Origin of the sequence: Janthinobacterium sp. BJB301 (assembly GCF_002735685.1) — a bacterium.
GTDB classification, from domain to species: domain Bacteria; phylum Pseudomonadota; class Gammaproteobacteria; order Burkholderiales; family Burkholderiaceae_D; genus Janthinobacterium; species Janthinobacterium lividum.
The window spans coordinates 93,386-117,247 of record NZ_PDZJ01000005.1 but is presented as its reverse complement, the minus strand read 5'-3'; the positions used below and the strand labels follow the sequence as shown (position 1 = coordinate 117,247).

Annotated in this window: 23 protein-coding genes; 5 read left to right on the top strand and 18 right to left on the bottom strand. The window is 61.2% G+C overall.

The annotated features are described in order from the left end of the window. Positions 1 to 18: 18 nt before the first annotated feature. The 10 genes from ubiB to CSQ91_RS24570 all read right to left on the bottom strand — a co-directional run bounded on the left by ubiB (position 19) and on the right by CSQ91_RS24570 (position 11,518). Positions 19 to 1,590, bottom strand: coding sequence for a ubiquinone biosynthesis regulatory protein kinase UbiB (ubiB, locus tag CSQ91_RS24615; RefSeq protein ID WP_099389884.1), 1,572 nt, complete (start codon positions 1,588 to 1,590; stop codon positions 19 to 21). Beyond that, on the bottom strand, positions 1,587 to 2,225 hold the full coding sequence (locus CSQ91_RS24610; RefSeq protein WP_070278977.1) for a ubiquinone biosynthesis accessory factor UbiJ: 639 nt from the start codon (positions 2,223 to 2,225) through the stop codon (positions 1,587 to 1,589). The genes ubiB and CSQ91_RS24610 overlap by 4 nt, the downstream gene beginning before the upstream one ends. A 152-nt stretch (positions 2,226 to 2,377) precedes the next feature. After that, on the bottom strand, positions 2,378 to 3,325 hold the full coding sequence (locus CSQ91_RS24605) for a Tim44 domain-containing protein (RefSeq protein WP_070278976.1): 948 nt from the start codon (positions 3,323 to 3,325) through the stop codon (positions 2,378 to 2,380). 42 nt (positions 3,326 to 3,367) lie between these two features. Further along, the gene (gene ubiE, locus CSQ91_RS24600) at positions 3,368 to 4,102 is read right to left on the bottom strand and encodes a bifunctional demethylmenaquinone methyltransferase/2-methoxy-6-polyprenyl-1,4-benzoquinol methylase UbiE (RefSeq protein ID WP_034778407.1); all 735 of its coding nucleotides are present in this window, start codon (positions 4,100 to 4,102) and stop codon (positions 3,368 to 3,370) included. A 29-nt stretch (positions 4,103 to 4,131) separates the two neighbouring features. Further along, positions 4,132 to 5,373, bottom strand: a complete 1,242-nt coding sequence (locus tag CSQ91_RS24595) for an RNA polymerase sigma factor (RefSeq protein ID WP_099389883.1) — start codon at positions 5,371 to 5,373, stop codon at positions 4,132 to 4,134. A gap of 2 nt (positions 5,374 to 5,375) precedes the next feature. After that, positions 5,376 to 5,720 (bottom strand): YciI family protein, encoded by a 345-nt coding sequence (locus CSQ91_RS24590; RefSeq protein ID WP_034778403.1) that lies wholly within the window; start codon positions 5,718 to 5,720, stop codon positions 5,376 to 5,378. Positions 5,721 to 5,818: 98 nt separating this feature from the next. Next, positions 5,819 to 6,268 (bottom strand): gamma-butyrobetaine hydroxylase-like domain-containing protein, encoded by a 450-nt coding sequence (locus CSQ91_RS24585; RefSeq protein ID WP_034778401.1) that lies wholly within the window; start codon positions 6,266 to 6,268, stop codon positions 5,819 to 5,821. A 9-nt stretch (positions 6,269 to 6,277) separates the two neighbouring features. Continuing rightward, positions 6,278 to 6,721: an HIT family protein gene (locus CSQ91_RS24580; protein ID WP_070278972.1), complete on the bottom strand. Its 444-nt coding sequence runs from the start codon at positions 6,719 to 6,721 to the stop codon at positions 6,278 to 6,280. Then, a complete protein-coding gene (locus CSQ91_RS24575) occupies positions 6,718 to 10,758 on the bottom strand; it encodes a DUF3683 domain-containing protein (protein WP_099389882.1) in 4,041 nt (1,346 codons plus the stop codon). Before CSQ91_RS24575 ends, CSQ91_RS24580 begins: the two co-directional genes overlap by 4 nt. A gap of 268 nt (positions 10,759 to 11,026) precedes the next feature. Continuing rightward, positions 11,027 to 11,518: a YqaA family protein gene (locus CSQ91_RS24570; protein WP_034778395.1), complete on the bottom strand. Its 492-nt coding sequence runs from the start codon at positions 11,516 to 11,518 to the stop codon at positions 11,027 to 11,029. Positions 11,519 to 11,719: 201 nt separating this feature from the next. On the opposite strand from CSQ91_RS24570, the gene ilvA reads away from it, so the two are divergent. The 5 genes from ilvA (at position 11,720) to rapZ (ending at position 17,060) form a co-directional block, all read left to right on the top strand. Beyond that, positions 11,720 to 13,255: a threonine ammonia-lyase, biosynthetic gene (gene ilvA / locus CSQ91_RS24565; RefSeq protein ID WP_034753344.1), complete on the top strand. Its 1,536-nt coding sequence runs from the start codon at positions 11,720 to 11,722 to the stop codon at positions 13,253 to 13,255. 82 nt (positions 13,256 to 13,337) lie between these two features. Next, positions 13,338 to 14,180 carry an NADPH-dependent 7-cyano-7-deazaguanine reductase QueF gene (gene queF, locus CSQ91_RS24560; RefSeq protein WP_070278970.1) on the top strand — a complete coding sequence of 281 codons (843 nt, stop codon included), beginning with the start codon at positions 13,338 to 13,340 and terminating at the stop codon, positions 14,178 to 14,180. A 343-nt stretch (positions 14,181 to 14,523) separates the two neighbouring features. Further along, entirely contained in the window at positions 14,524 to 15,006 is a 483-nt protein-coding gene (locus CSQ91_RS24555) for a PTS sugar transporter subunit IIA (RefSeq protein ID WP_034753339.1), read from the top strand. Between the two features lie 39 nt (positions 15,007 to 15,045). Continuing rightward, on the top strand, positions 15,046 to 15,981 hold the full coding sequence (gene hprK, locus CSQ91_RS24550) for an HPr(Ser) kinase/phosphatase (RefSeq protein WP_034753337.1): 936 nt from the start codon (positions 15,046 to 15,048) through the stop codon (positions 15,979 to 15,981). A 215-nt stretch (positions 15,982 to 16,196) separates the two neighbouring features. Continuing rightward, complete coding sequence (rapZ, locus tag CSQ91_RS24545) at positions 16,197 to 17,060, top strand: RNase adapter RapZ (protein WP_035824128.1); 864 nt, start codon at positions 16,197 to 16,199, stop codon at positions 17,058 to 17,060. Here the strand turns inward: rapZ and CSQ91_RS24540 are convergent, their stop codons facing one another. The 8 genes from CSQ91_RS24540 to CSQ91_RS24505 form a co-directional block, all read right to left on the bottom strand. Next, positions 17,061 to 18,146, bottom strand: coding sequence for an enoyl-CoA hydratase/isomerase family protein (locus CSQ91_RS24540; RefSeq protein ID WP_099389881.1), 1,086 nt, complete (start codon positions 18,144 to 18,146; stop codon positions 17,061 to 17,063). It lies immediately after the preceding gene. A gap of 135 nt (positions 18,147 to 18,281) precedes the next feature. Then, positions 18,282 to 18,644, bottom strand: a complete 363-nt coding sequence (gene hpf / locus CSQ91_RS24535) for a ribosome hibernation-promoting factor, HPF/YfiA family (RefSeq protein ID WP_034778388.1) — start codon at positions 18,642 to 18,644, stop codon at positions 18,282 to 18,284. 69 nt (positions 18,645 to 18,713) lie between these two features. Further along, positions 18,714 to 20,192: an RNA polymerase factor sigma-54 gene (locus CSQ91_RS24530; protein WP_099389880.1), complete on the bottom strand. Its 1,479-nt coding sequence runs from the start codon at positions 20,190 to 20,192 to the stop codon at positions 18,714 to 18,716. Positions 20,193 to 20,196: 4 nt separating this feature from the next. Then, the gene (gene lptB, locus CSQ91_RS24525; protein ID WP_034778383.1) at positions 20,197 to 20,952 is read right to left on the bottom strand and encodes an LPS export ABC transporter ATP-binding protein; all 756 of its coding nucleotides are present in this window, start codon (positions 20,950 to 20,952) and stop codon (positions 20,197 to 20,199) included. Further along, positions 20,952 to 21,533, bottom strand: coding sequence for a lipopolysaccharide transport periplasmic protein LptA (gene lptA, locus CSQ91_RS24520; RefSeq protein WP_034778381.1), 582 nt, complete (start codon positions 21,531 to 21,533; stop codon positions 20,952 to 20,954). The genes lptB and lptA overlap by 1 nt, the downstream gene beginning before the upstream one ends. Positions 21,534 to 21,558: 25 nt before the next feature. Then, positions 21,559 to 22,170: an LPS export ABC transporter periplasmic protein LptC gene (gene lptC, locus CSQ91_RS24515; protein ID WP_257217465.1), complete on the bottom strand. Its 612-nt coding sequence runs from the start codon at positions 22,168 to 22,170 to the stop codon at positions 21,559 to 21,561. Between the two features lie 42 nt (positions 22,171 to 22,212). Then, positions 22,213 to 22,746, bottom strand: coding sequence for a KdsC family phosphatase (locus CSQ91_RS24510; RefSeq protein WP_034778379.1), 534 nt, complete (start codon positions 22,744 to 22,746; stop codon positions 22,213 to 22,215). Then, positions 22,746 to 23,780 carry a KpsF/GutQ family sugar-phosphate isomerase gene (locus CSQ91_RS24505; RefSeq protein ID WP_070259613.1) on the bottom strand — a complete coding sequence of 345 codons (1,035 nt, stop codon included), beginning with the start codon at positions 23,778 to 23,780 and terminating at the stop codon, positions 22,746 to 22,748. Before CSQ91_RS24505 ends, CSQ91_RS24510 begins: the two co-directional genes overlap by 1 nt. Positions 23,781 to 23,862: the final 82 nt, after the last annotated feature.

The following is a 23,862-nucleotide window of genomic DNA, read 5'->3' as shown; positions in this document are numbered from 1 at the left end:
ACTTACGTCCTCAGACCGTTAAAACGGCAGTTGATGCCAGCGCATGAACACTTGCAAGCCCAGCGCGCCGAGGGCGAAGGCGCCCACGAAGTACACGATAAAGCTCAGCAATCGATTCGTCTGGCGTTGCTCCGCCAGCAAGGTTTTCATCAGTTCCACATCGTTTTCGCGCGGCTCGCCATGCACCGTCAAGGCCTGGTGCAGCAAGCGCGGCAATTGCGGGAAGATGTGCGCATAACGGGGTGCCTCGGCGCGCAGGCGCTCCATGAAGCCTTGCGGCCCCACCTGGTTGCTCATCCATCTTTCCAGATACGGCTTGGCCGTTTGCCACAGGTCCAGTTCCGGGTCCAGCTGGCGGCCCAGGCCTTCGATATTGAGCAGGGTCTTTTGCAGCAGCACCAGTTGCGGCTGCACTTCCACGTTGAAGCGGCGCGAGGTCTGGAACAGACGCAGCAGAACTTGCCCGAAAGAAATATCCTTCAGCGGACGGTCGAAGATCGGCTCGCAGCAGGCGCGCACGGCCGCTTCCAGCTCATCGACGCGCGTGTCTTTCGGCGCCCAGCCCGATTCGATATGCGCCTCGGCCACGCGCTTGTAATCGCGGCGGAAGAAGGCGAGGAAGTTTTGCGACAGATAATCCTTGTCGTAGTCGTTCAACGTTCCCACGATGCCGAAGTCGAGCGCGATATAGCGGCCGAACGATTCGGGCGCGATCGATACAAGAATATTCCCCGGGTGCATGTCCGCATGGAAAAAGCCGTCGCGGAACACTTGCGTGAAGAAAATTTCCACGCCATCGCTGGAGAGCTTGCGCAAATCCACGCCGGCCGCCACCAGGCGCTCGGTCTGCGACACGGGAATCCCATACATGCGCTCCATGACGATGACGCTGCTGGAACAGTAATCCCAGTGCATTTCCGGCACCAGCAGCAATTCCGAGTTGGCGAAGTTGCGGCGCAACTGGCTGGCGTTGGCCGCCTCGCGCATCAGGTCCAGCTCGTCGTGCAGGTATTTGTCGAACTCGCCCACCACTTCCTTGGGTTTCAGGCGCTTGCTGTCGGCCCACAGGCGGCTGGTCCAGTCGGCGGCGATGTGCATCAGGGCCACGTCTTCGTCGATCAGCTTTTTCATGCCTGGACGCAAAACCTTCACGGCCACTTCGCGGCCATCTTTCAAGGTGGCGAAGTGCACCTGGGCAATCGAGGCAGACGCCACCGGTTCGCGCTCGAAGCTGGCAAACAGCTGATCCGGGTGCGCGCCGAGGGACTTGGTGATCTGCGCGATGGCCAGGTCGGAATCAAACGGCGGCACCCGGTCTTGCAGGCGCGCCAGTTCTTCGGCGATGTCGAGCGGCATCAGGTCGCGCCGGGTCGACAGCACCTGGCCGAATTTGACGAAAATCGGACCCAGCTCTTCCAGCGCCAGGCGCAGGCGCAAGCCCCGTGGCGACGACAGGTCGCGCCAGAAAATCAGGGTGTCGATCAATTTGGCGGTGCGGGGAACTTGCAGACCAGAAATCGCTATCTCATCCAGACCGTACTTGATGGAAACACGGATGATTTTAAACAGGCGCAGGAATTTCAATATCATGTAGACAAATCCGGTGAGGAGGACTGCGGCTGGACGGCGGCGGCCGCCTTTTCCAGCCGGGCAAGGCGCTTGGCCAGGCGTTCGACGTCATCGCGCACGCGCGTCACGCCAGCGGAATACTCTTGCAAGGTAGAAGGACGGATCAGCATGGGCTGTTCGTCGAGAAAATATTCGGCCACGTTTTCCGCCAGTTTTTGCTGGCCCGTGCGCACAAAGGCGGCGGCATCCCTGGCACCGGCAACCAGGCGCGTGGCCAGCATGGGTCCCACGACCTTTTCCAGGTCGTGCTCCGCTTCCCAGCGCAGGCCCTTGCTCAATTGCGAAATCGCATTGGCAAACTCGGCATCGCCTTCGATCTTGACGTAGGAAAACGCCCGCTCGCGGTTTTGCAGGATCAGCGGCACATCGGACAATTTCACGCGGATGGTGACGTTGGCCGGCATATCGGCCGGCGCCGCTTCCAGCATGCCGGCCCTGTCGACGCGCAGGCGCAAGGCCACGGCGCCCGTGTCGATACAGGCCAGCTTGCCAGCGTGCACGGCCAGCTGCTGGCGCGCCCACGGCTCTTGCGCCAGCAAATGGTTAATTGTCGCGATGACGGGCGTCATCAGGGAGAGATCGGGAAGTGGTGCCATCTATATACAGCGCGCCAGGCGCGCCCCTAAAAAGAAAAAACCGCCCGTAAAACAACGTGGGCGGTTTCGATCTTACCAGTTCAGCAGGAAATATCTGTTAAGCATCATGCATTCCGCATGGACTTAAGCCATTATTCAGCAAGTTTTTACAATTAATTCAATTGCTGGATGCCTGCCAAGACCCAGCCGCTATTGCCGCTGACGGGTTTCGACATATTCCATACTTCCGCGAACGGTTCCGCTGCCGCGCCAGGCGCCGAACGGATCAGGCCCGTAAACTTCACGCTGGCCAGGTAATCGTTGACGCTCGTCTCGATGCCCAGCAGTTCGGCATCGATGGTGACGACATCGGTAAAGTCCGGCTGCGCGCCCCGTTCCTGGATTTGCATGCGCAGTTCGGCATACACTTCCGGCGACGTGAATTCGCGGATATCGTTGACGTCGGCCTTGTCCCAGGCCGCTTGCAAGCGAATGAAATTGCTTTTCGCGTGGCGCAGGAAGGCATCCTTGTCGAAGTCGCCTGGCACGCCCCATGGCGCGGCCGGTGCCGGGACCGGCTTATCCAGGCCTACGCCGGACGAGACAGGCTGCAGCGGCGGCAGCGGTGGAATGCGCGAACCGATGTCAGGCACGTTGCCCGCTGGCGCAGGCTGGTTGCCGCCAAAACCGGCGAACGGCGCATTGCCGCCGGCATTGTTGTCGCGCTTGCCGCGCACCATGCGGTAGATGAAGAACGCCACGCCGGCCAGCAAGGCCACCATCAGCAGGGTGCTGATCATGCTGGCCAGGGCGCCGCCGAGGCCAAAATGCGACAGCAGCGCGCCCAGGCCCAGGCCCAGCAAGGCGCCGCCCAGCAAGCCTTTCCAGCGGCTCGGCGCCTTGGCGGCAGGCGCTGGCGCGGGGGCCGGCGCAGGTTGCGCCTGGCGTGGCGCAGCGGCCGGTGCCGGCGTTGGCGCCGGTGCGGGCGCCTGGCGCCCCACGTTTTGCGACTGGCGGCCAAACGAACGGCCACCGCCCATGGGACGGGCCAGCGCCTCGCCCAGCATGGATACCGTGGTCGCGGCCAGCATCATGCCGACCATAAATTTCTTCAATTTCATTCCATCTCCTAAAATCACCGGCTTGGTGAGTTACAGCTTGAATTACATCTTGATGCCGGTATGCAAAGCGGCAATGCCTGCCGTCAAATTGTAGTACTGCACGCGCTCCAGGCCCGCCGTTTCCATCATGGTCTTCAGCGTTTCCTGGTCCGGGTGCATGCGGATCGATTCTGCCAGGTAGCGATAGCTTTCCGCGTCGCCGGCGATTTTCTGTCCAAACCACGGCAAGACCGAGAACGAATACAGGTCGTACGGCTTTTGCAGGGGCGCTGCCACCTTGGAAAACTCCAGCACCAGCAGCTTGCCGCCCGGTTTCAGCACGCGGCGCATTTCCGCCAGCGCCACATCCTTGTGCGTCATGTTGCGCAGGCCAAAGGCCACGCTGACACGGTCAAAATAATTATCGGGGAATGGCAGCTTTTCCGCGTCACACAACATGGTGGGGGTGAGCAAGCCGCGATTCAAGAGGCGGTCGCGGCCCACGCGCAACATCGATTCATTGATATCGGTCAACCAGACTTCGCCGGTAGGCCCCGCCTGCTTGGCGAATGCCTTCGACAGGTCGCCCGTGCCGCCGGCAATGTCGAGCACCTTGAAACCGGGGCGCACGCCCGCATTGGCAATGGTGAACGTCTTCCACAGACGGTGCAGCCCGCCCGACATCAAGTCGTTCATCACGTCGTATTTGGCAGCGACGGAATGGAACACCTTGGCGACTTCGCGCACTTTGTCGTCTTCTGCAACTGTTTTGTATCCGAAATGGGTCGTATTGGTCATGGTAGGCAGTCTGTTTGAACTTGGGAGCATTATACAAGCGGCAGGCGCATTTCCCCGTGACGCCGGAGAAGGTATTGCCTTTCCACTGCATTCGAAGCCAGCATTGCCGCCCGGGCATACGCCGCCAGCGCCCCCGGCCGGTCGCCCTGGCGGCGCAGCAAATCGGCCCGGGCCGCGTGCAGATAGTGCGAATTGGCAAGGCTGGGCACGGTTTCCAGCCGCGCCAGCCAGGCCAGGCCGTGTGCGGCACCGTGCGCCATGGCGCAGGCGATCACGGCATTGAGCAAGATCAACGGTTCCGGTTTGTGCCGCAGCAAGGCGCCGTACAGGGCGCTGATCTGACGCCAGTCCGTCTGGCTGGCTGTGGGAGCTTTGGCGTGCAAAGCGGCAATGGCTGCCTGCAGCTGGTAGGGCCCTGGCGCGCGCGCAAGCAAAGCCAATTCCAGCAGCGCCAGTCCCTCGGCAATCAGGGCATCATCCCACAGGCGCCGGTCCTGCTCTTCCAGGGTCAGCAAATGTCCCTCGGGCGACAGGCGGGCCGGACCGCGCGACGCCTGCAGCAGCATCAGTGCCCATAGCCCCTGCACTTCCGGCTGGCCGGGCTGCAGGCTGTCAAGCAGCCGCCCCAGGCGCAGCGCCTCCGCGCACAGGTCGGCGCGCAGCAGGGTGTCGCCGCCGCTGGCGCAATAACCCTCGCTGAACACCAGATAAATCACGTGCAGCACTTGCGCCAGCCGTTGCTGCAATTCTTGCTCAGGTGGCAACTCGAAAGGAATGCGCGCTTCGGCGATCTTGCGCCTGGCGCGCAATAAGCGCTGCGACAGGGCCGCTTCCGCCACGCCGAAGGCGCGCCCGATCTCGGCCGTGGACAAGCCACACAGAGTGCGCAGGGCCAGCGCCACCTGCGCCTCGGGTGCCAGCGCGGGATGGCAGCAGATGAACAGCAGGCGCAGGCGGTCGTCCCCGATGGCGTGCGCTTCTTCAATCACGGCCGCCGGCAGGCAGGACAGCACGGCTTCGGCCTCGCTGACGCTCTTGCCTGCCCGGCGCACGTGATCGAGGCCCGCATTGCGCGCCACGGCACTGAGCCAGGCGGCGGGATTATCGGGGATGCCCGTCCGCGGCCACAGTTCCAGCGCCTTGCGGCACGCTTCCTGCAACACATCTTCCGCCAGACCCAGGTCGCCGAAGCGCCGCATCAGGCCGGCCAGCACCCGGCCCTTTTCCCGGCGAAAGACGTGCTCGACGGCCGCAATGGCGTCGCCGGCCATGTTTATGCCGTGACAGGCCGCACTTCGATGGTGCCCAGGGAGGCGGCCGGACAGCGCCCGGCCCAGGCCAGCGCCTCGTCCAGGTGGGCGCAATCCAGCAGATAATAGCCGCCCAGCTGCTCCTTGGTTTCCGCGAACGGCCCATCCGTGATGACAGGCTTGCCGTTTTGCACACGCACGCTGGTGGCGCTGCGCACGGGCGCCAGTTCCGCGCCCCCCCGCAGCACGCCGGCGGCCTCCAGGTCTTGCGTATAGCTGGCAAAGTCGGCCATCAGGCTGGCCATCTGGCCCTCCTCCATGGCTTCATAGCGCGCCTCGTCGGCGTAGATCAGGATCATGTATTCCATAGTCTCTTCTCCAAAAGAAAAATGCCCGCAAGCGCGGGCATTCATACGACGAATGGATATGCGGCAATCCGACAAGCTTACCGCATTATTTTTTTGATTTAGTGTTTGTGCCCGCAGCTGGGTCCATGGACGTGTCCGGAAGATTGCTTGACCGTCATGTCGGCCTTGGCGTCGCGGCCGCTGTCGCCCGGATAGCCGGCTGCCGTCAGGCGGTCCAGATAATCCTGCCACAGGGTCGCCTGCTCCGCGCCCAGCTTGTACAGATAAGCCCAGGTGTACAGGCCGGAATTGTGGCCATCGCTGAAGGTGGGCTGCACGGCGTAGTTGCCGACCGGCTCCAGGCCCGTGATGCCGACCAGGCGTTTTCCTAATTGCAAGGTTTCCTGGCCCTTGCCATGGCCTTGCACTTCGGCCGATGGCGAGTACACGCGCAGGTATTCGAACGGCAGCGCAAATTCGCTGCCATCATCGAAAGCCACGTCGAGCACGCGCGACTGGTTATGCACGGTCAAGCCGGTGGGTTGGGGCGTTGCTACTTTTTCAGTCATGACAATACTTTATGCGGATAAACGTTGAATGATGGCGTCGCGCAAGGCCGGCAACAGGGCGCGGCGCGCGGCCAGCACCTCGGGCGCCGTCTCGCGCTGGATCACCGCCCAGCTGGGATTCGGAAAATGCGCGTCGTCGCGGTAGCGGGGAATCACATGCCAATGCACGTGCGGCGTCATGTTGCCAAAACTGGCCACGTTGACCTTTTCCGGCTGCATCACTTCCCGCACGGCCAGTTCGACTTGCCACACGACTTCCATCACATAGTTGCGCTCACCGGGCGTCAGGTCCGTCATTTCCTTGACGTGCTTGTTCCAGATCACGCGGCAAAAGCCGGGATAGGCGGCGTCATCAACCGCCACCACGGACAGGCGCTCGCTGCGCCATAGCAAGGCTTCACAGCCCTGCTTGTTGGCAAAGCCGTCGAGCAGTGTGCACAGATCGCAGGTCACACCAACACCCGTTCAATGCCGCCGTCATTGGCGCGTTTCACGTAATCCGGCATCCAGTTCTCTCCCAGCAAATGTTTGGCGATCTCGACGACGATGTAGTCGGCCGTCGTGCCCGAATCGTCATTGTAGCGCGACAAGCCTTGCAGGCACGACGGGCAGCTGGTGAGGATCTTCACGTCACCCGTGAAACCGTCGCCGCGCAGCTTGTCGGCGCCCTTGACCATCTCTTCTTCCTTGCGGAAACGCACTTGCGTGGAAATGTCGGGGCGCGTGACGGCCAGGGAACCCGATTCGCCGCAGCAACGGTCATTCTTCTCGATCTTCACGTTATCCACCGTGCTGATCAGGGAATTGATGGTCTTGCCCGATTCCTGCAGCTTCATCGGATTGTGGCATGGCTCGTGGTACATATAACGGGTGCCGTTGACGCCTTCCAGCTTGACGTTTTTCTCCAGCAGATACTCATGGATATCCATGATGCGGCAGCCAGGGAAAATCTTTTCAAACTGGTAGGTGGCCAGCTGGTCGTAGCAGGTGCCGCACGAGACGAGCACCGTCTTGATGTCCAGGTAATTGAGCGTGTTGGCCATGCGGTGGAACAGGACGCGGTTATCCGTCATCATCTTCTCGGCCTTGTCGAACTCGCCCGCGCCCCGCTGCGGATAACCGCAGCACAGGTAGCCCGGCGGCAAGACCGTCTGCACGCCCACTTCCCACAGCATCGCTTGCGTGGCCAGGCCCACTTGCGAGAACAAACGTTCCGAACCGCAACCAGGGAAGTAGAACACGGCTTCCGTATCGGCCGTCGTCGTCTTCGGATTGCGGATGATCGGGATGACCTTGTCGTCTTCGATGTCGAGCAGCGCGCGCGCCGATTTCTTCGGCAGGTTGCCCGGCATCTTTTTGTTGATGAAATGGATCACCTGCGCCTTGACGGGCGGCTTGCCCGTCGATGGCGGCGGCGCCTTGGTTTGCTTCTTGGCAAACTTCTTCAGCAAGTCATGGCCCAGGCGCTGCGCCTTGTAACCCCAGCCGATCATGACCTTGCGCGTGGCGTTGATGGTCACGGGATCGGTGGCGTTGAGGAACATCATCGTTGCCTTGGTGCCCGGATTAAAGCTCTTCTTGTCCATCTTGCGCAGCAAGTTGCGCATGTTCATCGACACGTCGCCGAAGTCGATATTGACGGGGCAAGGCGTGACGCACTTATGGCACACCGTGCAATGGTCAGCCACGTCTTCGAACTCTTCCCAATGCTTGATGGAAATACCGCGGCGCGTCTGCTCTTCGTACAGGAACGCTTCGATCAGGGACGAGGTCGCCAAGATCTTGTCGCGCGGCGAGTACAGCAAATTGGCGCGCGGCACGTGGGTCGAGCACACGGGCTTGCACTTGCCGCAACGCAAGCAATCCTTGACGCTGTCGGCGATGGCGCCGATATCGCTTTGCTGCATGATCAAGGATTCGTGGCCCATCAGGCCGAACGATGGCGTGTAGGCATTGCGCAAGTCGGCGCCCATGCCCGGCAGGTTCAACAATTTTCCCTTGTTGAAACGGCCTTCCGGATCGATGCGCTGCTTGTAGCTGCGGAACTCGCCGATCTCTTCTTCCGTCAAGAATTCCAGCTTGGTGATGCCGATACCGTGTTCGCCGGAAATGACGCCATTGAGCGAGCGGGCCAAAATCATGATGCGGCCCACGGCTTCATGGGCGTCCTGCAGCATTTCGTAATTGTCCGAGTTGACGGGCAAGTTCGTGTGCACGTTGCCGTCGCCTGCGTGCATGTGCAGCGCGACAAAGACGCGCGAACGCAGGATGCGCGCGTGGATGGCGGTGGCCTCATCGAGGATCAGCTTGAACGCGGCGCCGTTGAAGATCTGGCGCAACTGGGCGCGGATTTCCTGCTTCCAGGTGATGCGCACGGTGCGGTCCTGCACCACGTCGAACAGGGTGGCGTCGGGCTGCGTTTCCAGGCGCGCATCAAACACGGGCAGCAAGCGTTCCATGCCCAGTTCGGCCAATTCACCCTTTACGTCCGCCAGCGGACGGTCCAGCTGGGCCAGCAGATAGGTCCAGCGACTCGTCACTTGCGCCAGCAACTGCTGTGCCTGCTCGGCGCGGTCGCCCAGCATTTCCGCATCGTCGACCCGGTCGTCCGATGCATCGTCGCTCTTGCCTACTGGCAAATTACCCTTGCCAAAGAATTCGCTCAGGGCATCCGCCAGTTGCAGCTTGTTCTTGATCGACAGCTCGATATTGATGCGCTCGATGCCATCCGTGTATTCGCCCATGCGATTGAGCGGAATCACCACGTCTTCATTGATCTTGAACGCATTCGTGTGCTTGGCGATCGCCGCCGTGCGAGCCCGGTCGAGCCAGAATTTCTTGCGCGCTTCCGGGCTGACGGCAACAAAACCTTCGCCCACGCGGGTGTTGGCGATGCGCACCACTTCCGACGCCGCTTGCGCGACGGCGTTTTCATCGTCGCCGACGATGTCGCCAAACAGGGCCATCTTCGGCAGCACGCCCCGCTTCGACTTGGTGGCGTAGCCGACGGCGCGCAGGTAGCGCTCGTCCAGGTGCTCCAGACCCGCCAGGCGGATGGTCGTGTACTGCTCGCCCTTGGCCGGCAAGCCATCGAGGTAATCCTTGATTTCCACGATCGACGGGATCGCATCGCGCGCCTGGCCGAAGAATTCCAGGCAGACGGTACGGGCGAACTTCGGCATCTTGTGCAGAATCCAGCGCGCCGACGTGATCAGGCCATCGCAACCCTCTTTCTGGATGCCCGGCAAGCCGGCGAGGAATTTGTCCGTCACGTCCTTGCCCAGTCCCTCTTTACGGAACTTGCGGCCAGGAATTTCCAGGATTTCCGTCTTGAACGGTGCGTTCGGCTTCGTCGCGTCGCGCGTGCTCGGGTGGCGCCATTCCAGCTGGAAACGTGCCAGCGCGATATCGTGGATCTTGCCCAGGTTATGGTCGAGGCGCGTGACGTCGAGCCAGTCGCCGTTCGGGTCGACCATGCGCCACGAAGCCAGGTTATCCAGCGCCGTGCCCCACAGCACGGCCTTCTTGCCGCCCGCATTCATGGCGACGTTGCCGCCGATGCAAGAGGCGTGCGCGGACGTCGGGTCGACGGCAAACACGAAACCGGCCTTCTCGGCCGCTTCCGACACCTTGTTCGTGATCACGCCCGCGCCCGAATTGATCGTCGCGTATTCGTGCGTGAGGCCCGGCAAGACCGTCATTTCCACAGCGCCCAGGGTAATGAGTTTTTCCGTGTTGATGACGGCCGACATCGGCGTCAATGGAATCGCGCCGCCCGTGTAGCCGGTGCCGCCGCCGCGCGGGATGATGGTCAGTCCCAGCTCGATACAGCCTTTCACCAGGCCGGCCATTTCCTCTTCCGTGTCGGGCGTCAGGACGACGAACGGGTATTCCACACGCCAGTCGGTGGCGTCCGTCACGTGCGACACGCGCGTCATGCCGTCGAAGCGCACATTGTGTTTTTCCGTGTAGCGGCCCAGCACCTTGACCGTGCGCTTGCGCAAGTCGTAGGTCTTGCGGAATTCGTCGCCAAAGTCGGCCACGGCCTTGCTGGCCGCTTTCAGCAGCAACTCCACATTGGCGCTACGCGCCTTGGCAACTTCGGGCGATTCGCCACTGGCGGCCACGTCGCCGCCGGCCGCATCGATGGACAGGCGGCGCTTGTCGACTTCGGCCAGGCGGTGATGCAAGGCATCGATCAAGCCCTGGCGGCGCTTCGGGTTGTCGAGCAAGTCATCTTGCAGATACGGATTGCGGCGCACGACCCAGATATCGCCCAGCACCTCGTACAGCATGCGGGCCGAACGGCCTGTCTGACGGGCGCCGCGCAGCTCGTCGAGCAGGCGCCAGGAGTCCTCCCCCAACAGGCGTATGACGATCTCGCGATCGGAAAACGACGTGTAGTTATACGGGATTTCGCGCAGGCGGCTTGCTGCGGGACCATTCGGCGTTTCTGCCAGTAAAGCTTGGATATGTGCGGGAGCGTTCATGGAGTGTGGTGACGATGTGGACTGGACCCTAAAGGCCCATTTTATCTTATTGCGCCGCACCATGCCGGAACAGCCTTAGGCCGCCTAAGGTTTAAACACCCCATCCGCTACCATAGCAAATACGGAAAAGCCTTCTTTTGCATGAATAAAAAATCAGTCTTGGTGATTTTTTGACGCAAAAATGCCAAGAATCGGACTCTGCTGCAAACTATCGAACTGCCCAAAAATGGGGCAAACTGGCGTTGCATTACGCCCGTTTGCCTGCCGTTTACGCCAGCATTTGTCCAATCCTGTGCCATACGCCATCGGGCACGTACAGCAGCAAGCCCGTCATGGTCAGGTAGCGCGCGCACTTGCCGACGGCCATGTAGGCCACGCTGGGCCAGAACGGCAGCTTGAGCCAGCCGGCCAGCGTGCACAGGGGGTCGCCCACGAGCGGCAGCCAGGCCAGCAGCATGGTCTTGGCCCCATAGCGGGCCAGCCAGCGGAACCAGCGCGTGTCGCGCTCCTTGGCAAACGCCTGCTTGGCCCGGTAGCCCATCCAGTAGTCGACGATACCGCCCAAGGTATTGCCCAGGGTGGCGACGCCGATGGCGGCCCAGAACAGCGCGGGATTGGCCTTGATGACGGCAAAGACGGCCGGTTCCGAGCCGAGCGGCAACAAGGTGGCGGAAATAAAGCTGATCAGAAAGACCGATGTCAGCCCGACTTCCGGCGCTGCGATCAGTTGCAGCAGCCAGGCGATTGCGGATTCGATCATGGAACACTTCGCGATGCAGTAAGGCTCTCCATTATAATGAAGAGCAGCTTGCGCGCCGCACAATCCGCGCCGGCCGGCAAAGGCCTACCCGCCCGCAGTTCCATAGAGCATTATTGTCGCCAGGCTATCCGCCGCCGCGCCGCCGCTATCGCCCGACACGTTCCAGACCCTTTCTGGCCCAGAATCACTTGCTTGCAGACTATGAACATCGACTACCTCAAGAAAATCCTGACCGCCCGCGTCTATGACGTCGCTACCGAAACGCCACTGGAACTGGCCCCTGCCCTGTCGCAGCGCCTGAACAACCAGATTTACTTCAAGCGCGAAGACATGCAAAGCGTGTTCAGCTTCAAGATTCGTGGCGCCTACAACAAGATGTCCAAGCTGAGCGAAGCGGAACGCAAGCGCGGCGTGATTTGCGCCTCGGCCGGCAACCATGCCCAGGGCGTGGCCCTGTCGGCCGCGCGCATGGGTTGCCGTGCCGTCATCGTCATGCCGACCACCACGCCGCTGGTCAAGGTCGAGGCAGTCAAGGGCCGCGGCGGCGTGAATGTGGAAGTGGTGCTGCACGGCGAGTCCTACACGGATGCCTACAACCACGCGCTGACCCTGGAAAAGGAACAGAAGCTGACCTTCGTGCACCCGTTCGACGATCCGGACGTGATCGCCGGCCAGGGCACGATCGGTATGGAAATCCTGCGCCAGCACGCCGGCCCCATCCACGCCATCTTCGCACCCATCGGCGGCGGCGGCCTGATCGCCGGCATTGCCGCCTACGTGAAACAGATCCGTCCCGACATCAAGATCATCGGCGTGCAAAGCGTCGATTCGAACGCCATGGCCCGCTCGCTGAAAGCGGGCGAGCGCGTGACCCTGAACGACGTGGGCCTGTTTGCCGACGGCACGGCCGTGCGCCTGGCCGGCGAGGAAACTTTCCGCCTGGTGCAGGCGTATGTCGATGAAATCATCACCGTCGACACGGACGCCATCTGCGCCGCCATCAAGGATGTGTTTACGGATACGCGCAGCATTCTGGAACCGTCCGGCGCGCTGGCCATCGCCGGTGCCAAGGCCTATGTGGAACGGGCCAGCCTGACCAAGCATCCCGTCAACAATGAAACGCTGGTCACCATCGCCAGCGGCGCGAACATGAATTTCGACCGTTTGCGCTTCGTCGCGGAACGGGCCGAACTGGGCGAATTCCGCGAAGCCGTGTTTGCCGTCACCATGCGCGAACAGCGGGGCAGTTTTAAACGTTTCTGCTCGCTCATCGGCGCGCGCAACGTGACGGAATTTAATTACCGCATCAGCGATGAAAAAGCCGCGCACGTGTTCGTCGGCATCCAGATTGCGGACCGGCATGAATCGAGCGTGCTGGCAAAGACCTTCGAGGAACACGAATTCAAGACGCTGGACCTGACCCACGACGAGCTGGCCAAGTCGCACATCCGCCACCTGGTGGGCGGCAAGAGCCGGCTGGCGCAAGACGAGCTGCTGTACCGCTTCGAGTTCCCCGAGCGCCCGGGCGCGCTGATGCGCTTCCTCGACAGCATGGCGCCGAACTGGAATATTTCACTTTGCCATTACCGCAGCCAGGGCGGCGACGTGGGCCGCATCCTGATCGGCTTGCAAGTGCCGCCCGATGAAATGGGAGAGTTCGCCCGCTTCCTCGATACCCTGGGGTACCGTTACTGGGATGAAAGCAGCAATCCTGTGTATAAGCTGTTCCTGGGTTAAGCATCACCTCCCGGCGGCGGCTACTCGCCGTCGGGGGAATTAGGCTACCATGCGTGCTTGACTGAATTCACGCCACACGACCATGACCACCACCAACGACCTCGCCGAACAATCCCCCTTGGGAAAAAGCTCCGCCTACCGCACCGATTACGCGCCGGAACTGCTGTTTCCCATTCCGCGCCAGGGCAAGCGCGACGAGCTGGAATTGCACGGCACCTTGCCGTTTTTCGGCCTCGATATCTGGAATGCCTATGAACTGTCGTGGCTGAACCAGCGCGGCAAGCCGCAGGTAGCCATCGCCAAGGTCAGCGCGCCGGCCGATTCGCCGAACATCATCGAGTCGAAATCATTCAAGCTGTACCTGAACTCCTTCAACCAGACCAAACTGGACAGCCCGGATGCGCTGGTGGCCTTGCTCAAGCAGGATTTATCGAACGGTTTCGGCGCGCCCGTGCAAGTGGAACTGACTTTGCAGGAAGATTTCGGCAAGCTGAAAATGGGCGAATTCGATGGCGTGCTGCTGGACCGCCTGGACCTGGAAATCACGCAATACACGCCCTCGCCGCTGCTGCTGAAGGCAGCGCTGGACGAAGCGCCAGTGGAAGAAAAACTCGTCTCGCACCTGCTCAAATCGAATTGCCTGGTGACGGGCCAGCCCGACTGGGGCAGCGTGCAGATCGAGTATGCGGGACCGCAGATCGACCAGGAAAGCCTGCTGCGTTACCTGATCGGTTTCCGCGAGCACAATGAATTCCACGAACAATGCGTGGAACGCATCTTTGTCGATATCTTGCGTCAGTGCAAGCCGCAAAAACTGTCCGTGTATGCGCGCTATACGCGCCGCGGCGGCCTCGATATCAATCCTTGGCGCAGCAACTTCAGCACGGGAGCGATGCCGGGCAATCTGCGCAACGCCCGTCAGTAACATTAGGCAACACCGCGCAACACCATGAAACCATGCCAACAGGAATGTTGGCTGTGTTTTAAAACAACGTTGCAGTAGTGCCGCAGAGCATGTCAAAGACGCTGAAAAATCGGAAAATCGGCATTCGGCGGCGGAAAAACCGGCGCGCCGCGTGTTTTTAATCAAGAAATAGCCGATACACGCCGATGTTATTTTTTTGCTAAAATGATGGTGACATGGGCTGTAGCGCCCACTGCGCCCGCAGCGGGCGTATACTGTTGAGAATTGGCGTTACAGGCCGCGGAAACAGGCCTATAATTCGGCTCGCAAGCCCTCTGCGCATTGCACCATTTCATTGAGTGTCATGACTAATCTTAGCAAAATACTATCCCTCGAAAACGTCCTGCTGGACCTGGAAGTCTCCAGTAAAAAACGTGCCTTCGAGCAAGCCGGCCTGATCTTCGAAAACAATTACGGCATCGCCCGCTCTACCGTCTCGGACAATCTGTTTGCCCGCGAACGCCTGGGCTCGACTGGTCTGGGCCATGGCGTGGCCGTGCCGCATGGCAGGGTCAAGGGCAGCAAAACCTTGAAATCGCCGCTGGGCGCCTTCGTCCGCCTGGCCGAGCCGATTCCGTTCGAGTCGCCCGATGGCAAGCCTGTCAATCTGCTGTTTTTCCTGCTGATTCCCGATCATGTCACCCAGCAACATCTGGAAATCCTGTCGGAAATCGCTGAAATGTTTTCCGATGACGCCTTCCGCACGGCACTGGCCACGGATCCGGAACCGAAATCCGTACATTCGCGCATCGTCAATTGGCAACCTAGTCTGCAAGCGGCGGGTTAAACTTCAGGTATTCCTCCACTCCTGAAGAAGAAGACTGCCATGTTGCAAACGCCACTGACGATACAACGCCTGTACGACGACAATCGTGAAAGTCTGCAACTGGGCTGGTTCGCCGGCTTCCCCGGCGGCGAGCGCCTGATCTCGGGCGATGTCTCGTCGGCCGCCGACCAGGTGGGCCACTTGAACCTGATCCATCCGGGCCGCATCCAGGTCTTCGGCCACCAGGAAATCAATTACTACCAGCGCCTGAAGGTCAACACGCGCACCCACGTGATTGGCGAGCTGATCGCCGGCGGTCCGCCCGCGCTGATCATCGCGCAAGGACTGGAAACGCCGCCCGACATCCTCGCCATCTGCGACGAGCAAAACATTCCCCTGTTCTCCACCCCGCTGCCGGCCGCGCAAGTGATCGACTTCCTGCGCGTCTACCTGTCCAAAAAGCTGGCGCAACGCATCATCATGCATGGCGTGTTCATGGACGTGCTGGGCGTGGGCGTGCTGATCACGGGCGATTCGGGCCTGGGCAAGAGCGAACTGGGGCTGGAACTGATTTCGCGCAGCCACGGCCTGGTGGCCGACGACGCCGTCGAATTCTCGCGCATCGCGCCCAACATGATCGAAGGCCGCTGCCCGCCTTTGCTGCAAAACCTGCTGGAAGTGCGGGGCCTGGGCTTGCTCGATATCAAGGCCATCTTTGGCGAAACGGCCGTGCGCCGCAAGATGCGCCTGAAACTGATCGTGCATCTGGTGCGCCGCAACGCGCTGGAAGAGGAAGTCGAGCGCCTGCCTTTCCTGTTCCCCACGGAAGACGTGCTGGGTTTGCCCGTGCGCAAGGTCGTCATCCCCGTCGCCGCCGGCCGCAACATCGCCGTACTGCTGGAAGCGGCCGTGCGCAACACGATTTTGCAATTGCGCGGCATCGATACCTTGCAGGAGTTCATGGAGCGGCAGAGGTTGGCAATGAGTGGCGATTAGCAAGTAGGTCGGATTAGCGCGGCAACGCCGTGCGTAATCCGACGACATTGTTGGCCCATGCCGCAGTGTCGGCTTACGCGCGACGCGCTAAGCCGACCTACGGTCGTGACGAGAGCGCCCTGCCAATCCCGGCAATATCACATTCCAAATTGCAATAATTTGTAAAGATAATTGCCTTGGAAGCAGAGCGCCGATCTTTATTGTATGATCGGCGTATGCATATCGTCCTTATCACCGGAATATCCGGCTCCGGTAAATCCGTTGCGCTCAATGTGCTGGAAGATACCGGCTACTATTGTGTCGACAACCTGCCGCCGGCCTTGCTGCCCAGCCTGGTGCAGACCCTGCTCGACGAAGGTACACCGCAACTGGCCGTCGCCGTCGATGCGCGCAGCGCCGAGTCGCTGACCAGCCTGCCGCACAATGTGGCCCTGCTGCGCGACCAGGGGCATGACGTCAAGGTCATGTTCTTGACGGCCACCACGCATTCGCTGGTGGCGCGCTTCTCGGAAACGCGGCGCAGCCATCCGCTGTCGCACGAATTGCGTCCGAACCAGAATCCGGCCAGTCGCCGCACGCTGATCGAGTGCATCTCGGAAGAACGCGAACGCCTGTCAGCCATCGAACAGCTGGGCCATGTGATCGACACGTCGGAACTGAGCGCCAACAAGCTGCGCGCCTGGATCAAGGATATCGTCGCCTCCGAACGCGCGCCGCTGACCCTGTTCTTCGAATCGTTCGCCTTCAAGCTGGGCGTGCCGCTGGACGCCGATTTCGTCTTCGACGTGCGGGCCTTGCCGAATCCGTATTACGACCTGGCGCTGCGCCCGCTCGACGGCCGCGATGCGCCCGTGATCGCCTTCCTCGACGCGCAGCCGAGCGCGCTGGAACTGCTGGCCGACATCCGCGCCTTCATCGAGAAATGGTTGCCGTCATTCAAGTCCGACAACCGCAGCTACCTGACGGTGGCCCTGGGCTGCACGGGCGGCCAGCACCGCTCCGTGTACATGGCGGAGCGGCTGGCGCAGTATTTCGGCCCGAATGAACGCGTCGTCCTGCGCCACCGCGAACGCAGCTAATTAGTCGAGGTGGCACAGCGGATGCGCCGCGGCTGGCCAGACGGGGGCAAAGAAGCGCGCCACCATGGCCGCATCGACGTCGTCCAGGCTGGCAGGGTTCCAGCGCGGTGCATTGTCCTTGTCGACCACCAGCGCGCGCACGCCCTCGAGCACTTCGCCATGTTCGAAATTGTGGCGCACCACCGTGCGCTCCATGCGCAGGCAATCGGCCACGCCCAGGTGGGCGCCCCGCTGCAGCAATTCCAGGGTCACCGACATCATCAAGGGCGAACGCAGGCGCATGGCCGCCAGCGCCTTGGCCGCGAACGCGCTGTCATCCTGCGCCAGCGAGGCCATGATGGCGGCCACGGAAGGGGCGCCGAAATGGCGGTCCAGCGCCGCGCGCGCCGTGGCCAGGGGAGACACCCCCGCCTCGGCCTGGAAAGGCGCCGCCAGCGCCTTGATGGCCACAGGCAAGGCCTCGCCCCGCGTCGATTCGAACAGGTCCAGCAGCGCCCCCATCTGCGCCTCAGGCAGGTAGACATCGGCCAGCCCCGTGTACAGGGCATCGGCCGCGTTGATCGTCAAGCCCGTCAAGCCCAGGTACAGGCCCAGCTGGCCCGCCAGGCGGGATAGAAAATAACTGCCGCCCACATCGGGAAACAAGCCGATATTGACTTCCGGCATGGCCATGCGCGTGCGGCCCGTCACGATGCGCAGGCGGTTGCCCGGCCCGGCTTGCGCCACGCCCATGCCGCCGCCCATCACCACGCCATCCATCACGGCGATATACGGTTTTGGGTAGAAATGAATTAAATGATTTAAAGCATATTCTTCCGTAAAGAAATCTTCCAGCATGGCGCTGCCGCCTTGCGGCGTGGCCAGGCCCGCATCGTAAAAGAAACGGATATCGCCGCCGGCGCACAGGGCTTTTTCACTGCTGGAGCGGATCACCACGGCGTCCACCTGCGGATCGTCGCGCCAGGCCAGCAGGACCGCGCTCAGGGCGCGCACCATCTCCAGCGACAGGGAATTCAAGGCTTTCGGACGGTCGAGCACGATATGGCCCGTGCGGTTGCGGATGGAAGTCTGGACGAAGTCGCTCATGGCAGGCAGGAAAGAAGTGAAAGTGCAAACATTTTAGCCCCTGCGCGGCGAACATTGCGCTCAAAAGGTCCAGGCGCAAAAAAGGGCGCAAGATGTGCGCCCTTAGTTGATCACAACTGCTGGAAGCGGGTGGCCTTAGACGGCGACGACGGCTTCTTCCTCGGAGTTGTCTGGCAGATGCTTGATCGCCTCTTTACCGTGCCCTTGCACTTTGGTTTTGTATTTCATCACTTGCCTATCGAGCTTGTCGATCAGGGTATCGATCGCGGCGTACAGGTCGTGCGCCAAGCTTTCCACATAGACAGTCTTGCCGCTCAAACGCAGGTTGACTTCAGCCTTTTGACGTTTTTCTTTCTCTTTGAGGTTATCCACGGTCAGAATCACGGCGATATCGATGACTTGATCGAAATGACGTTTCACGCGCTCCAGCTTCGTTTGTACGTATTCACGGATGGCTGGTGTCACTTCGAGATGATGTCCGCTGATGGTGAGATTCATACACACTCCTAAAGATGATCGGGTTCGTGCGGTCCATCCTATCCGGCCCGCAGAGGAACCGAAAAAAACTTACAAACACTTACGCAGGCTCACTGGCGGAATTTTCAACGCTTCCCGGTATTTGGCAACAGTACGTCGCGCAATCACCATGCCTTGTTCCCCCAGCATGTCCGCAATCTTACTGTCGGATAAAGGATTTTTAGGGTCTTCTGCTCCTGTCAGTTGCACGATCAATGCCCGTATCGCCGTCGATGACGCTTCGCCCCCCGCTTCGGTGGCGACGTGGCTACCAAAGAAATATTTCAACTCGAACATGCCGTGCGGGGTCAGCATGTACTTTTGAGTTGTTACCCGCGAGATAGTACTCTCGTGTAAACCCAGTGTATCAGCTATTTCACGGAGCACAAGGGGACGCATGGCAACGGCCCCATGCGAGAAAAAGCTCTTTTGTCTTTCTACTATCGCCTGCGCCACGCGCAGGATCGTGTCGAAGCGCTGGCGCATATTCTTGATCAGCCACTTGGCTTCCTGCAACTGTGCGCCCATGGCGCCCTCACCCTTGCCCTGCTTGAGCAAGTTGGCGTACATGGCATTGACGCGCAGGCGCGGCATGACATCGTTGTTCAACGTGACTTGCCAGCCATTGCGCGCGCGCTTGACGACGACGTCGGGCACCACGTAATCGGACACGTCCGAGGCGAACACGGCACCCGGATGCGGATTGCACTGGCGAATCACCGTCTGCGCTTCGCGCAAGTCTTCATCGTCGCAATCGAGGGCTTTTTTCAGCTTGTTGAAATCGCGCTGGGCAAACCAGGCCAGGTGCTTTTCCACGATGACGAGGGCCATGCGGCGCGTCACCATGGCGATGTGCGGCAAGCGCTTGATTTGCAGCGCCAGGCATTCGGAGGCATTGCGCGCGCCCACGCCAGGCGGATCGAAACTTTGCAAGAGAGACAAGGCCGTGCGCATCTCGTCCGCATCGATTTCCAGCTCTTCCGGCAGGCGCGCCAGGATGTCCTCAAGCGACTCTTCCAGGTAGCCATTGTCGTCGAGCGCATCGATGATCAGCTCGACCAGCGCGCGGTCGCGCAATTCGAGCACCGTCACGCGCATCTGCTCCATCAGGTGTTCGCGCAGGGTGCAGTGATGGGCTTCGAGTTGCGGGCGCGAATCCTCGTCGTCGGGCGCCTTGCCGCGGCTCGCCTCGCTCCAGTCGCTGTCGCCGCCATCCGCGGCGGCCGGCCCCTCGCCGGCATCGCCATCAAAGGTTTCCGCTTCGGCAGGCGCTGCGGGCGCTTCCTGGCCTGGCGGCTGGGGCGGCGCTTCGGCCGGTGCAGCCGTGGAACTCAAGGCGCCGTCGGAAAGCAGGCGCAACGAACGGTCGAGCGGGTCATCGAGGCGTTCGAGCAAGGGATTGTCCGTCAGCAATTGCTCTAGTTCCTGATGCAATTCCAGGGTAGACAATTGCAACAGGCGTATCGATTGCTGCAACTGCGGCGTCAGTGCCAGGTGCTGCGAAGTGCGCAGCTGCAATGATTGTTTCATTGGCTTACATGCGGAAGTGTTCGCCCAGATAGACCCGGCGTACCGACTCGTTCGCGATGATGTCGTCGGGGCGTCCCGACGCCAGTACCGAGCCCTGGTTGATGATGTAGGCACGGTCGCAGATACCCAGCGTCTCGCGCACATTATGATCGGTGATCAGCACGCCGATATTGCGCTCCTTCAAGAACCGCACGATGCGCTGGATCTCGATCACGGCGATCGGATCGACGCCGGCGAACGGTTCGTCGAGCAGCACGAAACGGGGATCGGTGGCCAGCGCGCGGGCGATTTCCACGCGGCGGCGCTCACCGCCCGACAGGGACAGGGCCTGGTTCTCGCGCAGCTTTTCAATCTGCAAATCGGCCAGCAATTTATCCAGGCGCACCTCGATCTCGGCCTTCGTCAGCGGACGGCCTTCGACGGTCTGGATTTCCAGCACGGCGCGGATATTGTCTTCCACCGTCAGCTTGCGGAAGACGGACGCTTCCTGCGGCAGGTAGGACAGGCCCATCTGAGCGCGGCGGTGGATCGGCAGGCTGGAGATGTCCACGCCGCTGATATCGATGCTGCCGCCATCGGACGGCACCAGGCCGACGATCATGTAGAACGAGGTGGTCTTGCCGGCGCCGTTCGGGCCCAGCAAACCCACCACTTCGCCGCATTCGACTTGCAGCGAGACATCATGCACGACTTGCCGCTTGCCATAGGTTTTTTGCAGCCCGCGAACGATCAGGGTGCTGCCGCAACGAGTATTATCCATTATTTCTTTCCTGGCGCAGGCGTGGCCGGCGCTTTCTCCGCCGCCGGTGCCTTGGTTTTCGGCTGGATCACCATGCGCACACTGCCGCCATCCGGGGTGCTGGTGCCGCTGTTGGAATTTTCCATCGCAAACACTTCCTTGCGGCTGTCATACGAGATGAAGGCGCCATTGGCCACGTCGGTCACTTTCGTGCCTTCCAGGCGCGTCAGCTTGGCCCGGGAAAACAGTTTCACCACTTCCGTCTTGTTGTCGTATTCCACGCGCTCCGCTTCGCCTTCCACCCACAGGTCGCCCGCGCCATCGCGCTTCTGGCGGAAGGTGGCGAGCTTGCCGGGATCGGCCCAGAAGGTAATGAACTGGTAGCCTTGCGGATCTTCCGTGATCACGGCGCGACCCGCCTTCATGGTCAGGGTCCCCTTGACCAGCACGACGTCGCCCGTCAGGGTGCGCACCTGCTTGATATCATCGACGTGGCCGCTACGTGCCGTGATAACGGCTTCCTTCTCGGAATCGGCCTTCTCGGCATGCGCCACGCCCATGATGGCCAGGGAAAATACGGTCAACAGCAAGATGTTCTTCATAGTATGGTTTCCTTGTTTCATTCTTTCATTTTGCCGCCGCGGCCGGGTGCGGTTTCGGCGGGAGGACCATGCGCAGCGCATTCTGCACTTCCACCACGCCGGTGGCGTTATTGGCCTTCATGCCGATGCCATTGAGGCGCGAGGTGCCCGTCAGGATATCGACAGGCACGTCCGTCTCCATTCTTTCCTCATCCGGGAACACCGTCAGCGCTTCCGTCTTGACCGTCAGGTTCTGCGCCTTCGGACTGGCCACGCGGTCGATCACGACATTGCGGTGCAGTTGCAGCCGGGTATTGTCCTGGTCGATATGCGCCAGTTCCGCATTCATGTTCATCGGTGGCATGCCTGGCGTGAGCTTGCGCACGAAGGGCCGGTCGATGTCGGACGAATCGTCCAGCGGATAATGCGTGAGCTTGGTGCCCGACACGATATAGCTGGGTTTTCCCGTCAAGTCCATGCGCACCAGGCTGAAATTGGTGATGAAATAGTCGGGCTCATCCAGATGCTTGCTGGCCGTGATGTCCTGGCTATTCTTGTTCATCACCTCGAGCAGCCAAAAGCTGCCCAGCGCGACAACAACCGCGCCCAGCACGGTAAAAATCATGCGCCAGCGATGGGCGCCTCCTGGCTTACGCATAGGGCTTCACTCTTTCAAATGTCACTGGCGAGGCGGCGCGCCTCACTCCAGGAACGGCGCCATGACGCGCGCATAATTGTCCTGGGCACGCAGCAGGAATTCGCAGATCTCGCGCACCGCGCCGCGGCCGCCGCCGGCCTGCGTCACATGGTGGGCCAGGCCCTGCACTTCCGGGCGTCCGCCCGGCACGCTGACGGCAAAGCCGACGCGTTTCAGGATGGGCGCATCGATGACGTCGTCGCCGATATAGCCGCATTGCTCTTCCGTCAAGCCCGTCAGCGCCAGCAGTTCGCGAAACGGCGTCAGCTTGTCGTGGCCGCCTTGGTGCACGTGGGTAATGCCCAGGTCTTGCGCGCGGCGCGCCGTGATGGCCGAGCGGCGCGCGCTGATGATGGCCGTCTGCACGCCCGATTCCTGCAGCAGCTTGATGCCCAGGCCATCATACACATTAAACGTTTTCATCATCTCGCCGTCCGGGCCGAAATGCAGGCTGCCGTCGGTGAGCACGCCATCGACGTCAAAGATCATCAGTTTGACCTTGGCCGCGCGTGCCAGGTTGTCCGCGACGCTATCCATCAGATCACCTTCGCTTGCGTCAGATCATGGATATGCAGCGCGCCCACCAGTTTGCCGTCGGCATCGACGACCAGCATCTGGTTGATGCGGAACTGCTCCATCACGGCCACGGCGTCCACGGCCAGGCGTTCGGGCGCGATGCTGCGCGGCTGCGCATGCATGACGTCGCGGATCGCCACTTGCGTGAAATCCTGCACGCGCTCGAACATGCGGCGCAAGTCGCCATCCGTAAACACGCCCACGGGGCGGTTGTCCGCGTCGACGACGGCCGTCATGCCCATGCCTTTCTTCGTCATTTCTTCCAGCGCCTGCAGCAAGGAAGCCTGCACGGGCACTTTCGGCACGCGTTCGCCGCTGCGCATGACATCATGCACGTGCGTGAGCAGGCGACGGCCCAGGGCGCCGCCCGGGTGCGAGCGGGCAAAATCTTCTTCCTTGAAGCCGCGCAAGTCGAGCAAGGCCACGGCAAGCGCGTCGCCCAGGGCCAGAGTGACGGTGGTGCTGGCCGTCGGCGCCAGGTTCAGCGGACAGGCTTCTTTCTCAACAGAAATATCCAGGTGCACGTCGGCCAATTGCGCCAGGCTCGAATTCGGCTTGCCCGTCATGGAAATCAGCACGCCACCCATGCGCTTGACGACGGGCATGATGGCCATCAGTTCCGACGATTCGCCGGAGTACGATATGGCAATAAAAGCATCTTCCGAGGTGACCATGCCCAGGTCGCCATGGGCCGCTTCGGCCGGATGCACGAACAGGGCCGGCGTGCCGGTGGAAGCGAGGGTGGCGGCAATCTTGCGCGCGATATGGCCGGATTTGCCGATGCCGGAGACGACGACTCTTCCTTTGCATTGCAACAACATCGCCACGGCGCGGCCCACGCTGTCGTCCGTGGCCAGGCGCGCGTGCAGCGCAACGATGGCGTCGGACTCGATCTGCAAGGTGGTGCGGGCCAGCGCGACGGCGCGCTCGGTCGTCGCTTGCATGTCAATTCGATCAAAAGCTTTCAGCATTGTTTTTTCATGGGTTACACTCATGCCCAAAGTATAAACGAATTAGGAAAGCAAAAAACTTGCCAGTCACAACAAACAACGATTTCCATTGACCGCACCGGGCAAC

Excerpts from the sequence above, each read along its gene's own strand:
- lptB (WP_034778383.1), bottom strand. The coding sequence starts at position 20,952 with ATGGATAATACTCGTTGCGGCAGCACCCTGATCGTTCGCGGGCTGCAA.
- lptC (WP_257217465.1), bottom strand. The coding sequence starts at position 22,170 with ATGCGTAAGCCAGGAGGCGCCCATCGCTGGCGCATGATTTTTACCGTG.
- CSQ91_RS24530 (WP_099389880.1), bottom strand. The coding sequence starts at position 20,192 with ATGAAACAATCATTGCAGCTGCGCACTTCGCAGCACCTGGCACTGACG.
- ubiE (WP_034778407.1), bottom strand. The coding sequence starts at position 4,102 with ATGACCAATACGACCCATTTCGGATACAAAACAGTTGCAGAAGACGAC.
- CSQ91_RS24555 (WP_034753339.1), top strand. The coding sequence starts at position 14,524 with ATGACTAATCTTAGCAAAATACTATCCCTCGAAAACGTCCTGCTGGAC.
- CSQ91_RS24570 (WP_034778395.1), bottom strand. The coding sequence starts at position 11,518 with ATGATCGAATCCGCAATCGCCTGGCTGCTGCAACTGATCGCAGCGCCG.
- rapZ (WP_035824128.1), top strand. The coding sequence starts at position 16,197 with ATGCATATCGTCCTTATCACCGGAATATCCGGCTCCGGTAAATCCGTT.
- CSQ91_RS24585 (WP_034778401.1), bottom strand. The coding sequence starts at position 6,268 with ATGACTGAAAAAGTAGCAACGCCCCAACCCACCGGCTTGACCGTGCAT.
- CSQ91_RS24590 (WP_034778403.1), bottom strand. The coding sequence starts at position 5,720 with ATGGAATACATGATCCTGATCTACGCCGACGAGGCGCGCTATGAAGCC.
- queF (WP_070278970.1), top strand. The coding sequence starts at position 13,338 with ATGACCACCACCAACGACCTCGCCGAACAATCCCCCTTGGGAAAAAGC.
- CSQ91_RS24505 (WP_070259613.1), bottom strand. The coding sequence starts at position 23,780 with ATGAGTGTAACCCATGAAAAAACAATGCTGAAAGCTTTTGATCGAATT.
- lptA (WP_034778381.1), bottom strand. The coding sequence starts at position 21,533 with ATGAAGAACATCTTGCTGTTGACCGTATTTTCCCTGGCCATCATGGGC.
- hpf (WP_034778388.1), bottom strand. The coding sequence starts at position 18,644 with ATGAATCTCACCATCAGCGGACATCATCTCGAAGTGACACCAGCCATC.
- CSQ91_RS24540 (WP_099389881.1), bottom strand. The coding sequence starts at position 18,146 with ATGAGCGACTTCGTCCAGACTTCCATCCGCAACCGCACGGGCCATATC.
- ubiB (WP_099389884.1), bottom strand. The coding sequence starts at position 1,590 with ATGATATTGAAATTCCTGCGCCTGTTTAAAATCATCCGTGTTTCCATC.
- CSQ91_RS24610 (WP_070278977.1), bottom strand. The coding sequence starts at position 2,225 with ATGGCACCACTTCCCGATCTCTCCCTGATGACGCCCGTCATCGCGACA.
- CSQ91_RS24510 (WP_034778379.1), bottom strand. The coding sequence starts at position 22,746 with ATGGATAGCGTCGCGGACAACCTGGCACGCGCGGCCAAGGTCAAACTG.
- CSQ91_RS24605 (WP_070278976.1), bottom strand. The coding sequence starts at position 3,325 with ATGAAATTGAAGAAATTTATGGTCGGCATGATGCTGGCCGCGACCACG.
- ilvA (WP_034753344.1), top strand. The coding sequence starts at position 11,720 with ATGAACATCGACTACCTCAAGAAAATCCTGACCGCCCGCGTCTATGAC.
- CSQ91_RS24595 (WP_099389883.1), bottom strand. The coding sequence starts at position 5,373 with ATGGCCGGCGACGCCATTGCGGCCGTCGAGCACGTCTTTCGCCGGGAA.
- CSQ91_RS24575 (WP_099389882.1), bottom strand. The coding sequence starts at position 10,758 with ATGAACGCTCCCGCACATATCCAAGCTTTACTGGCAGAAACGCCGAAT.
- hprK (WP_034753337.1), top strand. The coding sequence starts at position 15,046 with ATGTTGCAAACGCCACTGACGATACAACGCCTGTACGACGACAATCGT.